10 protein-coding genes are annotated in these 13,675 nt (G+C 62.7%); 7 read left to right on the top strand and 3 right to left on the bottom strand.

The window, feature by feature from the left end; genetic code table 11:
• The first annotated feature begins 9 nt into the window (after window positions 1-9).
• From NKI21_RS25470 to NKI21_RS25455, 4 genes are read left to right on the top strand one after another with little or no spacing between them, the layout of a single operon-like run.
• Complete coding sequence (locus NKI21_RS25470) at window positions 10-435, top strand: hypothetical protein (RefSeq protein ID WP_023809153.1); 426 nt, start codon at window positions 10-12, stop codon at window positions 433-435.
• Between the two features lie 3 nt (window positions 436-438).
• A complete protein-coding gene (locus NKI21_RS25465; RefSeq protein ID WP_023809154.1) occupies window positions 439-918 on the top strand; it encodes a hypothetical protein in 480 nt (159 codons plus the stop codon).
• Between the two features lie 3 nt (window positions 919-921).
• Entirely contained in the window at window positions 922-2,007 is a 1,086-nt protein-coding gene (locus tag NKI21_RS25460) for a DUF2169 family type VI secretion system accessory protein (protein ID WP_050592625.1), read from the top strand.
• A complete protein-coding gene (locus NKI21_RS25455) occupies window positions 2,004-3,047 on the top strand; it encodes a hypothetical protein (RefSeq protein WP_352867957.1) in 1,044 nt (347 codons plus the stop codon). Before NKI21_RS25460 ends, NKI21_RS25455 begins: the two co-directional genes overlap by 4 nt.
• Before the next feature lies 1 nt (window position 3,048).
• Here the strand turns inward: NKI21_RS25455 and NKI21_RS25450 are convergent, their stop codons facing one another.
• Genes NKI21_RS25450 through NKI21_RS25440 form a run of 3 tightly spaced genes read right to left on the bottom strand, consistent with a single transcriptional unit; the run spans window position 3,049 to window position 6,983 of the window.
• Window positions 3,049-4,212, bottom strand: coding sequence for a hypothetical protein (locus NKI21_RS25450; protein WP_023809157.1), 1,164 nt, complete (start codon window positions 4,210-4,212; stop codon window positions 3,049-3,051).
• Between the two features lie 10 nt (window positions 4,213-4,222).
• Complete coding sequence (locus tag NKI21_RS25445) at window positions 4,223-4,645, bottom strand: DUF6484 domain-containing protein (RefSeq protein ID WP_378978123.1); 423 nt, start codon at window positions 4,643-4,645, stop codon at window positions 4,223-4,225.
• A 10-nt stretch (window positions 4,646-4,655) separates the two neighbouring features.
• Entirely contained in the window at window positions 4,656-6,983 is a 2,328-nt protein-coding gene (locus NKI21_RS25440) for a type VI secretion system Vgr family protein (protein WP_023809159.1), read from the bottom strand.
• Between the two features lie 240 nt (window positions 6,984-7,223).
• Between NKI21_RS25440 and tagH the strand changes: the two genes are divergently transcribed.
• The 3 genes from tagH (at window position 7,224) to tssM (ending at window position 13,653) form a co-directional block, all read left to right on the top strand.
• Window positions 7,224-8,270 carry a type VI secretion system-associated FHA domain protein TagH gene (gene tagH, locus NKI21_RS25435; RefSeq protein WP_352609940.1) on the top strand — a complete coding sequence of 349 codons (1,047 nt, stop codon included), beginning with the start codon at window positions 7,224-7,226 and terminating at the stop codon, window positions 8,268-8,270.
• Between the two features lie 303 nt (window positions 8,271-8,573).
• Complete coding sequence (gene tssL, locus NKI21_RS25430; protein ID WP_023809161.1) at window positions 8,574-10,073, top strand: type VI secretion system protein TssL, long form; 1,500 nt, start codon at window positions 8,574-8,576, stop codon at window positions 10,071-10,073.
• A 22-nt stretch (window positions 10,074-10,095) separates the two neighbouring features.
• Window positions 10,096-13,653 (top strand): type VI secretion system membrane subunit TssM, encoded by a 3,558-nt coding sequence (gene tssM, locus NKI21_RS25425; RefSeq protein ID WP_352867953.1) that lies wholly within the window; start codon window positions 10,096-10,098, stop codon window positions 13,651-13,653.
• The last annotated feature ends 22 nt before the right edge of the window (window positions 13,654-13,675 follow it).

The following is a 13,675-nucleotide window of genomic DNA, read 5'->3' as shown; positions in this document are numbered from 1 at the left end:
AGATATGAAATGATCTCGATAACGTATCAAGACATCTATGATCGTTGGACAGACGAGTTGAAGATCGTCGTGCCACCATTGCTGGAATGGTGGCATGACCTTCGTGCGCAGGAAGTCAACAGGGAGCTTGTCGACGCCCGCTGGCCGGCGGGACCAGCGAGTCACCCTCGGGTCATTGCCCTGTTTCGGAAGTACTACTTCGAAACGACGCGACTGAACGACTTGCTTTCGGGCGGCGGGCCGGAGCCCGGGAGGAGCGAGATGTGGGGCTCCGAGGCCAAGCAGTTGTCCGAAGGGAGCGAGGGGGACGGGCCGGTCCCACCCGTGACGTTGCTCCTCTCCTGGCTGGGCGACACCGAGCCCGAGCTGGCGGACTTCATGAGGCCGTTCGACTTCATTCCCATCGGGGAAGATCCGGAATTCGAGGAGTCCTGAGCGATGGCACTGCTCGTCAACCACAACATCCAGAACGGGACCTACCGGCTGCTGCGCGCGCCCGGTGACGTCCGAGGCCGCGCGGAAGGGACGGCGCCGGGGACCGGCTCGGCTGGACATCGCAGCCTGTTCGCCGCCTATCTGCTCGATTTCGTGGACGTGTTCGCTGTCGCGTCCGAGACATGGAACGCGAGTGTCGAGGAGCGCATGGAGACCGGCCTGCCGATGGGCGAGGCAATCCTCCGAACGATCGAGGCCAAGGGGCTTGCCGGCCCCGCCGGCCACCCGAGGGTGGTCTGGCTCGTGCGCAAGTACTGGCTCGCGTGCGACAAGGAAAACCGGCGTTCCGCGTCGAGTGCGGTGCCTCCCGAAGTGTTACTTCTCGAGTGGCTGATCCAGGGCGGCCATGACGACTATGCGACGCTGCTGACCGCGATGCCCTACTGGCCGATCGGCCTCGACGAACACGGCAATTGGTGCTGAGCGATGGCGTTCGCGGTCGGGATCGAGAATCGCACGCCGTTCGCCACCGCAACACATGTGCAACTCGACGCCGACGGCCAGGAAGTCCTGGTCGTCATGTTCTCGGCAAGCTTCGATGCGCTCGACGGCGCACCGGCACTGGACGTCTGCGAAGACCAGATGCCGGTCGCGCTCTGGGATATCCCGTTCGGCGATCCAGCCAATTCCTCCAATCGCTACGAAGCCGATATTGCGCCGCATAAGCCGGCCGCCGAAATCCTTGTCAACGGTTCGGCGCACGCGCCGAACCGCCGTCCGGTGGCGGAGATGCAGGTCGGTTTCCGCGTCGGTGGCTTGCAAAAGGTGCTCAACGTTGTCGGAGACCGCATCTACGATGCCGGCGGCTACAGTGCGCCGGCCCTGTTCCGAACCATGCCGATCGTTTACGAGCGCGCCTATGGTGGGACGCTGCCAGATGGCCGGCTTGACCGACGCAACCCGGTCGGCGTCGGCTATCACCATGCCTCGTCCGCCGATCCGGCAGTGCGAACACAAGCCCCGAATGTCACCTACCCCGCCGAACCTTATCTCAGTCCCTCCGATCGGCCCAGACCGGCCAGCTTCGGCCCGCTCGGGCGGGGTTGGATGCCGAGACTGCCGCTCGCGGGCACCTACGACCAAGCCTGGATCGACACGCAGTGGCCACTGCCTCCCGGGGATTTCGATCCGCGCTACAATCTGTGCGCCCCGGCGGACCAGCACCTGCCGGCAATCCATGGCGGTGAGACTGTCACGATCATCGGCATGACACCGAACGGCCGCTGGGACTTCCGCCTGCCGCGCATCGTTGCGCCTGTGCGGCTGATCTATGACGACCGGGTCGAGGAACGTCCGTTTGCCGCGGACACGGTGATTGTCGAGCCGGATCTGTGGCGCGTCACACTGAAAGCGCGCTTTTCACACGTGACAAAACGGAACACGCCGGCGCTGCGGGAAATCGTCTTCGGCCATGTCACGCCCGCCTTTCTCGTGGCCCGGCGCAAGCGCAAGAGCTATCTCAGCCCGCGTGGCGGCGACGGCACAGTCGACCGCGCCGTGTGGCAGCCATGAAGCGGCCGCTCTACGTCGCCGGCGGCGGCGCCGTCACGCCCGCCGGGCTGAACGCGCGGCAAACGATCGCAGCCATTCGGGCGAGCCTTTCGGCCTTCGAGGAAATCACGCTCGCCGAACCGTTCGGAGTGCCACAGGTAGTCGCGCGCATACCCACTCACCGGCATCTGCGCCGCAACGACGGCGAATGGCTGGTCAACATGGCCGCCCGCGCTATCAACGAAGCGCTCGGCGCGGGCGAGCCGGGGGTCGCGGCGGCCACCGCGCTGCTCATCACGACGCCGGAGAGCTTTCGCAACCATCCGGCTTTCGTTGATATTCCGGCGCGCGATTTCCTGGCCGCGGTTGTCGACGCAACAGGCCTGAGATTCCACCACGCCTCGTGCGTCATCGACGGCGGCGCGGCGGCAAGTGTGGGACTGATAGAACGGGCGCTTGCACTGATGGAGGATCAAGGCGCCGCACAAGTGCTGCTCGGTGGCGTCGACAGCCTCGTCAACCACACCGACCTCGGCCGGCTCAGCCGGACCGGACGTTTACAGGGCGCGGACAACGCCCAAGGACTGGTTCCTGGCGAGGCGGCCGTCTTCGTGCGGCTGCTGCGGGAACCTGGCCGCGAGCCTGTCGTGGCCGCTATCCATGGCATCGGCATGGCCCAGGAGACGGACAGCATCCTTTCCGAGCGCTACAGCCAGGGCCGCGCCATGCTCGGCGCGCTGCGCGACGCCGTTTCGGGATCGGGACCATCGGAACCCGACATCGACTTCGTCGTCTCGAACGGCAATGGCGAGCGCTATCATGGCTGGGAGATGCTGATTGCCCGACCGCGCTTCTATCGCACGCACCGCACCCTGATGGCGACGGCCTATCCGGCGATGACGGTCGGCGACACCGGCGCGGCCAGCGGCGCGCTGGCGCTGATGCTGGCCGCCGACAGTCTTGTCCAGAATTATGCGCCGGGATCGATTGCCATGTGCGAAGTCGCATCCGAGAACGGATTGCGCGCCGCCGCCGTCGTGGCGCGGGCGAACCGCCGATAGATTACATCCAGGCCGGGAACCGGCGCGTCCTGCGCCAATCGGTCAGCGGCGTATCGGTTGCCGCGATGGCCGCGCGCAACGCGTCGAGCCGCAACCGGCGCATCGAATGGAAAGGCGTGCGGCCGCGCCCGCCCCGTCCCTCGTCCCACCAAGCAGCAACGCGATCGGCGACAGGCAACGGGCTGTGGTTCAGAGATTCAAACGCCTTCCCCAAATCGGCCGGGTCTATCGTGAACAGGTCGGTGTCGTTGAAATCCACCTCGAACAGATCGCGCATCGCCAGCCCGGCGGCAAAGACAAGTTCCGGTTCGCGCATCTTCTCGATCAGCCAGGGCATCACCGACGGATCGCCAAACAGGCCGATCGACGCCGTTGCCGCCACGCGTAGCAGGGGCTGGCCGAGGCGCGTCTGCAACCAACCTTTCGCGGCCTTGGGCGGCGTTGTCAGCAGGCGTATCTCGATCGCCGCCTCCGCTTGGTCCGTCTCCGTCAGCACGATCTTGTCGATCACTGGGTGCGCGGACCGCGCCTCACCAAGCAGGCAAGCGGCGAAGGCGGCCGCAAGACGTTCTCTCGCCGTCTCGCCATCAAGGCCAGCCAGGACTGCCGGAAGCAGGTCGCGCCGCCCGAGCCCACCGGCGAGCCGAACGGCGCGCCGGCGGACGTTCGCGTCGGAATGGCTGGCCAGATCATGCAGGCGCGGTCCCGGATCGACGCGGTGATGCCAGAGCGCAGACAGCCCAAGGCAGCGTAGTCGCGCATCGCTTGTGTCCAGCCATTGCGCCACGAAGGGACGCAGGTTATCGCGCGGCGTGCGCGCGATCGCAGCGGACAAGCTTGAAAAGCCGGCTTCACCCACGCTTACGCCGGCGTCGATTGCGGAGGTTACCAGTTTGGCATCGCTCCAACGCATTGCCAGAGTGCCGAGCACGAAAAGTTCGCCTGGTTCGGCGTAGTCAGCAAAGCGCGCTTGAGCAGCTTCCCAACCGGCCTTGCCGGCTGCCATGAGCCCTTCAAGATTGGCTTCGAGACGCTGGTCTATGCGACCGATATCGGTTTCGTCGAGGATTGGACCGTCGATCTCCCGACGACGGCGCAGCCACAGGAAAGCCGCGTCCTCGGCATGCTGATCCACGATGGCGGCGATGGTCGCGACGCGGTGCATAGGCAACGCCTCAATTGAGATGCACGGCCCCACCGCGAATACGGTTGGTCCCGCTGGCCTGGCTCGTCAACTGGCTGCCGCGAATGGTCACGCGGCCATTCTTTTCCAGAATGATCGACGCCAGGCCGCAGCGCAGTTCTATGCGCTCGTCTCCGGTGATGACGACACGGTCGCCTTCGCGAGCGACTTTCAGCTCCCTGTTCTTGTGCGCCGGATCGACGATGCGTCCAACGACCAACGGCCGCGTTGGATCACCCTCCTCGAACAGAAGGGCCAGTTCTGAACCGATCGCCGAAATGTCCAGTTCAGTCAGGCTGCGCGCCGCAATCGCCGTCTCGCGCGGATTGCCAACGAAGACAACAAGCGGTGCCCCGCCCTCGAAACCGATCAGCAGGCCGATCACGACGCCGTCGATACGATCCAGCACTTCCATGATGACGCCCTCAGTTGTTGTTGATGGTGCTTCCCTTGACGATCACGTCGCCGTCGGCCTTGACGGTAATCTTGCCGCTGCCCTTGAGCGTTATGTCCTTGCCGTCGGCAACAATGGTGCCGTCCTTTTTCATCGTGATCGACGCCGAGCCGCATTTGAGTGTGATCGAGTCACCCGCCTCGATCACCAGGTTCTTGCCGACCTTGATCGAGCTGTCGTCCGCAATCTGGATTCCGCTGCCCTTGCCGACCTTGAGCGCGTGCCCGCCTCCGACATCGGTTGCGTCGTCAGCGCCGATTTTTGCCGACCTGCCTTTGCCGATTTGCGACGACTGCGCGCCGCCGATGGCGAAACTCTGGTCCGCGCCGATTTTCACGCTCTGCGCGGCCGCGATTGTCCAATTGTCCGCCGCTCCGATGGTGTGAGTCTGTCCGGCCCCCACTGTCATCGAGCGCGATGCGCCGATCTGATTCGTCTGGACGGCGCCAACGCTTCGGGTTTCCGCTGCGCCCACTGAATCCACTCGCGCCGCGCCCACGGTGATCGTCTGGATCAACCCGACGGTCTGCGTGTGATTGGACCCGATCGTCTCCGTCGAGTTCGCGCCGATGCCGATCGTCTCGTTCGAGCCAACCGTAAGCGAGCGGTTGACGCCCACCGTCTCGGTATCGTTCTTGCCGATGTCGGTTGTCTGGTCGACGCCGACCTTGACTGTCTTGTTGTTGCCGACGTCCTCGTCGAGGTTGTGGCCGACGGAATGCTTGGCGTCGTGGTCGATGCGGTCCGACTGATCGTGCTGCACCAGCTTGGTACGGTCATGCTTGATCAGAAGGTTGTGGTCCTTCTGCGCCTGGAAATTGACCAGTTCGGAGCCGGCCTTGTCCTCGAACATCAGCTCGTTGTAGCCGCCGCCGCCGAGCGAGGAGTCCGACTTCCAGCCGGATTGCGTGGCACTCGCCGGCAGCCCGTAGGGCGGCATCTGCGAGGCATTGTAGACCCGGCCGGTGATGATCGGCAGGTCAGGGTCGCCTTCGATAAAGTCGACGATCACCTCCTGGCCGATGCGCGGTATCTGGATGAAGCCCCAGCCGCTGCCGGCCCAGGTCTGTGAGACCCGCACGAAACAGGAGCTGTTCTCGTCCTTCTTGCCCAGGCGATCCCAGTGGAACTGCACCTTCACCCTGGCGTATTTGTCGGTGAATATTTCCTGGCCTGACGGACCGACCACGGTCGCCGTCTGCGGCCCACGCATGATCGGTCGGGGCGTGATCCGTGGCGGACGATAGGGCAAGGCGGTCGGCGCCACGCCCAGGATCACCTTGAAGTTCTCGCTGTCGACGTCGGCATGGCTTCTGTATCCCGGATCGAACAGCCTGTATTCGGCGCTGACCACCAGATACTCCTGGTTCTGGTCCTCGCGCGGAAAGCCATCGAGCTTGAACGTACAGCCCGAAAACAGGCCGCGCACGGTGCCGACCGCGGCGATACGCTGGTGGACGGCCTGGATCTCCTCGCGTCGGATCGCGGCCAGGTTGTCGCCCCGGCCGACTTCGAGATGCGCGCCGGGCTGGCGGTAGTTTTCGCCGGCGGCCAGCTTGTGACTGAACGGCTGGGCCGACTTGGCCATAAGGTCGGCGCCCGGCTTCTTGAAATCATAGTCGGTGTGGGCATAGGCGCCCGGACGCACCGAACTGCCCGGTATCCATTCGGTGATGTATTCGACATCGCGCCGGGAGCCCTGCCCTTCAAAATGATAAGGTACTTTCTCGTAGCCCGGCGCCGGCTTCAGCTTGCTCATCGCATCGGTCAGGACAAGCGTGTGTTTGCCCTCGTCATGCTCGAAAAAATACAGGATGCCTTCATGCTCGAGCAGCCGCTGGACGAAATCCAGATCGGTCTCGTCATATTGTACGCAGTATTCGCGCGGAGGGTAGGAACCCTGCAGACGCAGATCGAACTCCGCCGTGCTGTATTTCTTGAAGACGTCCTTGACGATGTCGACGACGCTCTTGTTCTGGAAAATACGGCAATCGGTGGTGTTGCCGAGGAACCAGAGCCACGGCCTGACGACCGCTTCGTAGTAGGCCAGCCGGTCTTCTATGCGGGTCAGGCGAAACTCGGACACAAGACCGCTGAACCAACGTTTCGGATCGGATTCGCCTTCCACCGAAACGACACCCCCCAGCATCTTCAGCGGATCGATATCGGGGCTGGGGCTGACGAACCCTACCGTATAGGCCAAACAACGGCTGATCTCATCGCGACCGACAAGATGCGTGAAGGTCAACAGCTCGGCGCCAACCGGTGTTTGCACAACCGTGGCACGTTCGTTCGGCATGGGTCGTGCCCCTCCTGGACGCGGCCGCCGGCAGTGGGTTTGAAGTTCCCGCATCCAGGAACTTTTTGGCCCGCCGCACCAGGCTATGTTGAGCCTACCACATGTTGTCCGGCCGACCAAAGAGATGCACAGCGGAAAAACCTTACCCTGCCGATGCATTGGCTCGAAACGCCGCTGTCCTGCTGGATGTGCAAACTGCTAGAATGTGGAGTATCGATCAGCGTTCGACGGCGATCCTCGATGTATATCAGTCTGCAAATCAACAATGTCGACGCCTTGCCTGCGGGCATCTCGACCAGTTACGCGGCGCGTGATCGCGGCTTCGAAATCGGACGCGAGGCTTGTGATTGGACCTTGCCGGACCCCGACAAGTTCATCTCCGGCCGGCATTGCGAGGTTCGCTACGAGGCAGGCGCTTTCTGGCTGCACGATGTCTCGCGCAACGGAACCTACATCAACGGATCGAGCCAGCGCATGACCGGCCCGCATCGGCTGAGCCATGGCGACCGGGTGCTGATCGGCCGCCATGTCATCTTCGTATCGATCGACGACGAGCCCGCCACGACAGGCCATATCAGTTCGACACAACGAGAAATGCCGGCCGCGACAGGCCGGCCGCTCGAATTCGCCGCCGAGCCGTTCTTCACTCCTTCGGAGCAACATTCCGGGCAGCGGGTTCCGGCTCCGGCGTTCTCGTCGCAACCGCCTCTCCCCTCGACCAGAGACGAAGTGCTGCGGGAAATCGCGATCGCGGCCGGCATCTCGCCGGAATTGCTTCAATCGCGCGATCCGCATGAAGTTGCCGCCGAAATCGGCACGGTCCTGCGGACTGTGGTCGAGGAACTGACCATGCTTTTGAAAGCGCGCACGGCCGCGAAAATACTGGCCAAGAGCACACAACGGACGATGATCAGCGCCGCCGACAACAACCCCCTGAAGTTCGGCCCGGGAACCGACGACATCCTCGAAATCATGTTCGCCCGCCGCAGGGCCGGCTATCTGGATGCCAGGCGCAGCATCAAAGATGCATTCCGCGATCTCAAGACGCACGAATTCGCCACCTATGCCGCCATGCAAGCTGCGCTGTCGCGGCTGCTCGACGATCTGTCGCCCGAGGCGATCGGAAAGAAACTCCCCCCGACATCGTTCTCGTCTAAGAAAAGCCAGGCCTGGGACGCTTTTGTCGCGACCTGGCGAACCATGGAGGAAGCCCACGAGAACGGCATGCTGGACATATTCCTGGCCTATTTCAGCGAGGCCTATGCCAAGGCCGACAAGCAGAAATAGACAGGCCCAAAGGGGGATGCGAGGCTGAAGTCGACGAAGAAAACCTCTTTGGTGCGCGGCATCCGGTTCCAATCGAGAGTTTGTGAGATTACGATCGCATACGACAATTCGCTAAGCGGCTAAGGCTGATCGACCTGGGGGTCTGCGGCAAATGTCATCTTTCGGCGGGATAGTAAGATATAGCCTACCTTCCTCCGGACACTGTCAGGGTCGGCAGGGGTTGCGTTTCCTTCACCTGACGAGAAACCGTTTTGCGCCTGTCTCACCCAGTCGCGGGCACACCGCCTGCACGGACGATCGTCCATGAGTTCGAAGGACGATCCTTTCGGCCCGGCTGGCAAGACCGTCATTCGCGCCCCTCCACGGCGTGAGCGAAAACCGGCGCCGGTCCCTCAAGTGCCCGTCGCGGATGACGGGCAAACCTCGCAGATCAAGGATTCGACCGTATTCGATCCCGGCATCGGCCGGCATACACCGCCGGGCTGGGCATCCGGGACAGTGATTTATCAAGGAGCCCCTTCCGCTTCGGCAGGAAGCGGCGCTTCCGAGGCAGCTCTACGGCAGGAGACCCTGCTCAATGTCACGGACAGTGTCAGATATTCCGCGGCAAACCCGATCCTTGCCGCGGCCGCACCATTGCTGATGCTGTTCGGCCAGTTCAGGCTTATCCCCGTCGAGAGACAAGCCGAGCCGTTGGCCGAACATGTCACTGAGGCGATCGATAGGTTCGACAGGACAGTCGAGAAATCAGGTGTTGCCGAAGAGGATGCGCGGATTGCGAAATTCATCCTCTGCGAAACCGCCGACGATCTCGTCGGCAACCTGCCTTGGCCACAGAAAGATACTTGGGCGCAGCACAGCATGCTGTCGCAGTTCTTTCACGTCGAGCCCAGCGGCACAGGCTTCTTCGAAGCGCTGAACAAGGTCCTGGCCAGTCCCGAGGCACACTACGATCTGCTCGAACTGATGCATGTCTGCCTGTCGCTGGGGTTCGAGGGCCAGTACCGGGGCCTGACGCGCGAAGACAGCAATCTCGAACGCGTTCGGCGCGACGTCTACGAAACGCTTCGCTATTTCAGGGCACGCGCGGACGCGGACATCTCGCCCCACTGGCAGGGCTTGGCGTCGACCATGACGCAGCCGTCGACACGCCTGCCGCTCTGGGTCGTCGCGGCAGCCGTGTCGGCGCTGCTGACTGCTGCGTTCTTCGCACTGCGGGTCTTCATCACCAACGAAGGCGACGCTGCCGCCGGTGAATTGCTGGCGCTCAACCCATCGACGCCGATTACCATCGAACGGGCCAGCGTGGCGCCGTTGGCGGAGCCGGCGAAAATCGTCCCACCCGTCGCCACAACCACGCAGATCGATCGCATCCGTTCGGCACTGGCCAAGGAAGTCGAAGGCGGCGGGCTGACCATCGGCACGAAGGGCGACTTCATCGTTGTGGAAATCAACAATCTCCTGCTGTTCCAGTCCGGCAGGGCCGAGGCGAAGCCGGAGTTCCAGCCCATTGCCGCAGATATCGCCGCGGCTCTGGAACCCGAGCGCGGACCGATCAGGATTGTCGGCCATACGGACAATGTGAAGCCGCGGAAATCGAGCCCATTCAAGTCCAACTTCGATCTCTCCGTCGCCAGAGCGAAGGCCGTCGAAGCAATGATGGCACCGAAGTTCAGTGATCCTTCGCGACTAACGGTGGACGGCAAGGGCGAGGACGAACCGATCGCCGACAATGCGACGCCGGAAGGCCGCACCAAGAACCGCCGTGTCGATGTGATGATCGCCAAGGAGGAAACATTGTGAGCACGGCCAGTCGGGAGCGGCCATGACGCGTTGGCTGCTGCGGATATTCAGCATGATTGCGCTGGCCGGCTTTGCGGCGGCAGTGTGGTTTGCCGGACCCTTGATCCGCTTCGCCGATACCCGTCCTCTCGGGCCTGCCTGGCTGCGCGCGACTATCATCGGGGTGATCGTGGCAGCGCTCACGCTTTTCTACGGCCTGCGTTTCTGGCAAGCGAGAAAAGCGCAAAAAGCACTCGAAACCGTGGTCACACACAATGACGACCGCGATGACGACTCGCGGGTGCTCGAGGCCCGCGTGAATGAGGCCGTGGCGGCGCTCAAGCGGTCGAGCGGCAAACGCAATTTCCTTTATGAGATCCCCTGGTACATCGTCATCGGCCCGCCCGGTGCCGGCAAGACAACGGCGCTGGTCAATTCGGGTCTGAATTTTCCGCTGGCCGGTTCGGGTGATGCCCAGCCAGTTGCGGGCGTTGGCGGAACACGCTCCTGCGACTGGTGGTTTACCGACCAGGCCGTCCTGATCGACACAGCCGGACGCTACACGACGCAGGATTCCAATGCCGAGACCGACAAGAAGAGCTGGCTTGCCTTCTTGTCACTGCTCAAGAGAGCCCGCGCACGGCAACCGATAAACGGCGTCATCCTGGCCATCAGCCTCGCCGACCTCGTCAGCCTCGACGATCAGCAGCTTGACGCTCACGTCGTCGATATACGCAGTCGTCTGCGGGAAATCCACGAGACGCTGAAAATCCAGTTTCCCGTGTACCTGCTGTTCACCAAGGCCGACCTGGTTTCAGGGTTCATGGATTACTTCGGCGGCTTCGACGAGCCGCGCCGGCGCAAGGTCTGGGGCGCGACATTCCAGACCACGGATCGCAACAAGAATATGGCCGCCGAGGCTCCGGCCGAATTCGATGCACTGGCAAGACGCTTGGTGGAGGAGATGCCTGACCGCCTCCAGGAAGAGGCCGATCCGGTCGCGCGTATATCCATCTTTGGCTTTCCGGCGCAGTTTGGCGCGCTGAAGGAGCGAATTACCAATTTCATCGCCAGCCTGTTCGATCCGACCCGCAGCCAGGTGAATGTCAGCTTGCGTGGACTCTACTTCTCTTCAGGCACGCAAGAGGGAACGCCAATCGATCAGGTGTTGGGCGCGATCGGTCGCAATTTCGGCAGCAGCCCCCGCGCCCATCTTTCCGGAACCGGCAAAAGCTTCTTTTTGCACGATCTGCTGACGGGCGTCATTTTTGCCGAATCCGGATGGGTTTCGTATGACAAATCAGCTGTAAGACGTGCAACGATCGCCAGGTTCGCCGGCCTTGGCGCCATCGCGTTGATCGCTGCGGCGGCCCTCGGCACCCTAGCCCTGAGCTTCACAGCCAACAGGTCGCTGATCGCCTCCACCACGCAGGCCATAAGCCAGTATCGCCAGACGGCGGACGCGTTGCTCAAAAGCACCGAGGTCACCGATGTCGACCTCGAAAACGTCATTGGCCCGCTCGACCAGTTGCGCAATCTGCCGGCTGGGTTCGAAACCGGCGACGTGCCGACACCGATCGAGGAGACGTTCGGCCTCAGCCAGCGGGAGAGACTTCTTTCGGCATCCAAGACGGCTTACCGGGAAGCGCTGGAACGAATGTTCCGATCGCGCCTGCTGATCCAGGCCGAGCGGACGATCCAGGCCAGGATGGCCGATCCCGCCGCGCTCTACGAGCCGTTGAAAATCTACCTGATGCTTGGCGGCAAGGCGCCGAAGGTCGACGACGCGTTGATCATTTCCTGGATGAAGCACGATTGGGAGCAGAACCGGTATCCAGGTGAAAACAACCGCGAAGGACGCGAGCATCTCGAAAAGCACCTGGGTGCCATGCTTGCCTTGGACGACGCCTACGATCCGGTTTTCGAACTCAACCAGCCGCTCGTCCAAGCCGCTCAACGGTCGCTCGGGCGCATGAGCCTTGCCGACCGTGCCTCGGCTTTGGTCAAATCCGCAGTATACGCGGCAGCTCTGGATGATTTTTCTGTTTCCCTGAAAAGCGGCCCGGAAGCCCCGTTACTGTTCGAGCGGGTCGATGGCGGCGATCTGTCAGGCCTTCGTGTTCCCGGCCTCTATACTTATGCCGGCTTCAACAGCTTCTATCTCGTGCAACTCTCGCGCATTGCCCAGACGCTCGTCGACGACCAGTGGGTCCTCGGTGGCGGCGGCGAGCAAGGCGGCATCGATCAGGAGTTGCCCAAGCTCGGTCCCGAACTTCTCGACCGCTATGGCAAGGAGTTCGCAACGGCGTGGAACAGCGTTCTCGACGGGTTGAAATTCAAGGCGATGCTGAAGGACAAGCCGCGCTATATCGCGCTTTCCGCCGTCGCCTCGCCAACCTCGCCGATCGAACTGCTGTTTACGGCGATCGCCGACGAAACCGCTCTGACGCGGGACGCTGCTTCCGGCAAGGACTCAGCCACCGGGGTTGAAGGCGGCGCGGGCCAGTTACAGGACGCAGCAAGCGTGGCCAAGGGTCTGGCTCGCATCGGCATACAAATCGCCACCGGAAAATCGCAAACCCGTGCCGGCACGGGATCCTTAAGCGCGCAAAACCAGAATCCCGGGGCCAACATCGAAGCGCAATTCAGGCCGTTCCAGGCCCTGGTGAGCGGTGCTGCCGGACACCGCCCGATCGATGCCTTGACCCAGAATTTCCGCGATATCTACCAGAGCCTGCAACTGGCGACCGACGTCCCCTCCCAGACGGAACGCGTCAACGCAAACCTGCAGCTCCAGATAGCCACCCTTCGCGCCAATGTCTCGCGACTGCCCAAGCAACTCGGCCGGATGGTCAATGCGACGGCAGACGAGTTTGAAGGCAACGTCACCGAGACCTCGGTGGCAAATTTGAACCAGATGCTCGACCAGACGGTCACACAGCCCTGCGAGGCGGCGGTCAACGGCCGTTATCCTTTCGCCCGCAATGGCACCGAGGACATCGCGATGGCGGATTTCGCCAAACTGTTCGCTCCGGGCGGGCTGATGGACCGGTTCTTCGCACAGAACCTCGCATCGCTGATCGATATGACCGGTCAGGACTGGAGCTGGAAACAGGATGCTCGCTTCGGCCGCGACCTGTCGAAGTCGACGCTGAAGAACTTCCAGCTGGCGGCCGAAATCCGTAGCGCCTTTTTTCCCCAGGGCGGTTCGGTGCCCTCGGTGAGCGTGACCTTCACGCCCTTCTCACTGCATGGCGATGCCGATGCGGCGGTGCTCGATGTCGACGGCCAGACCGTCCAGAGCAACCAAGCGGGCAACATGCCGAGCATAGTGACCTGGCCGAGCGGCGCGGCTTCCGGATCCGCCAGTCTGAGCCTGACGCCGGAGATGCCAGGCCGCGAATCCGCCATCAAGTTCGAAGGGCCGTGGGCCCTGAAGCGACTTCTGGACAAGGCTGCCGTCACCGGCCACGACAGCAACATGCAAGCACGCTTCGTGATTGGCGGACGCGACGTTACTTATACGCTCCAGACAGGTTCAGGCTCCAACCACTTCTTCCTCCCGGCCCTTTCCGGATTCAGCTGTCCCAAGGCGTTTTGAGATGGGTTTGATCTGCTGATCA

The sequence above is a fragment of the Mesorhizobium sp. M0715 genome (assembly GCF_040320355.1).
Classification (GTDB): domain Bacteria; phylum Pseudomonadota; class Alphaproteobacteria; order Rhizobiales; family Rhizobiaceae; genus Mesorhizobium.
This window is presented reverse-complemented; position numbering and strand designations above follow the sequence as displayed.

What these genes read in the sequence shown, in the direction of transcription:
- NKI21_RS25470 (WP_023809153.1), top strand. Translation starts at nt 10, where the DNA reads ATGATCTCGATAACGTATCAAGACATCTATGATCGTTGGACAGACGAG.
- NKI21_RS25465 (WP_023809154.1), top strand. Translation starts at nt 439, where the DNA reads ATGGCACTGCTCGTCAACCACAACATCCAGAACGGGACCTACCGGCTG.
- NKI21_RS25460 (WP_050592625.1), top strand. Translation starts at nt 922, where the DNA reads ATGGCGTTCGCGGTCGGGATCGAGAATCGCACGCCGTTCGCCACCGCA.
- NKI21_RS25455 (WP_352867957.1), top strand. Translation starts at nt 2,004, where the DNA reads ATGAAGCGGCCGCTCTACGTCGCCGGCGGCGGCGCCGTCACGCCCGCC.
- NKI21_RS25450 (WP_023809157.1), bottom strand. Translation starts at nt 4,212, where the DNA reads ATGCACCGCGTCGCGACCATCGCCGCCATCGTGGATCAGCATGCCGAG.
- NKI21_RS25445 (WP_378978123.1), bottom strand. Translation starts at nt 4,645, where the DNA reads ATGGAAGTGCTGGATCGTATCGACGGCGTCGTGATCGGCCTGCTGATC.
- NKI21_RS25440 (WP_023809159.1), bottom strand. Translation starts at nt 6,983, where the DNA reads ATGCCGAACGAACGTGCCACGGTTGTGCAAACACCGGTTGGCGCCGAG.
- tagH (WP_352609940.1), top strand. Translation starts at nt 7,224, where the DNA reads ATGTATATCAGTCTGCAAATCAACAATGTCGACGCCTTGCCTGCGGGC.
- tssL (WP_023809161.1), top strand. Translation starts at nt 8,574, where the DNA reads ATGAGTTCGAAGGACGATCCTTTCGGCCCGGCTGGCAAGACCGTCATT.
- tssM (WP_352867953.1), top strand. Translation starts at nt 10,096, where the DNA reads ATGACGCGTTGGCTGCTGCGGATATTCAGCATGATTGCGCTGGCCGGC.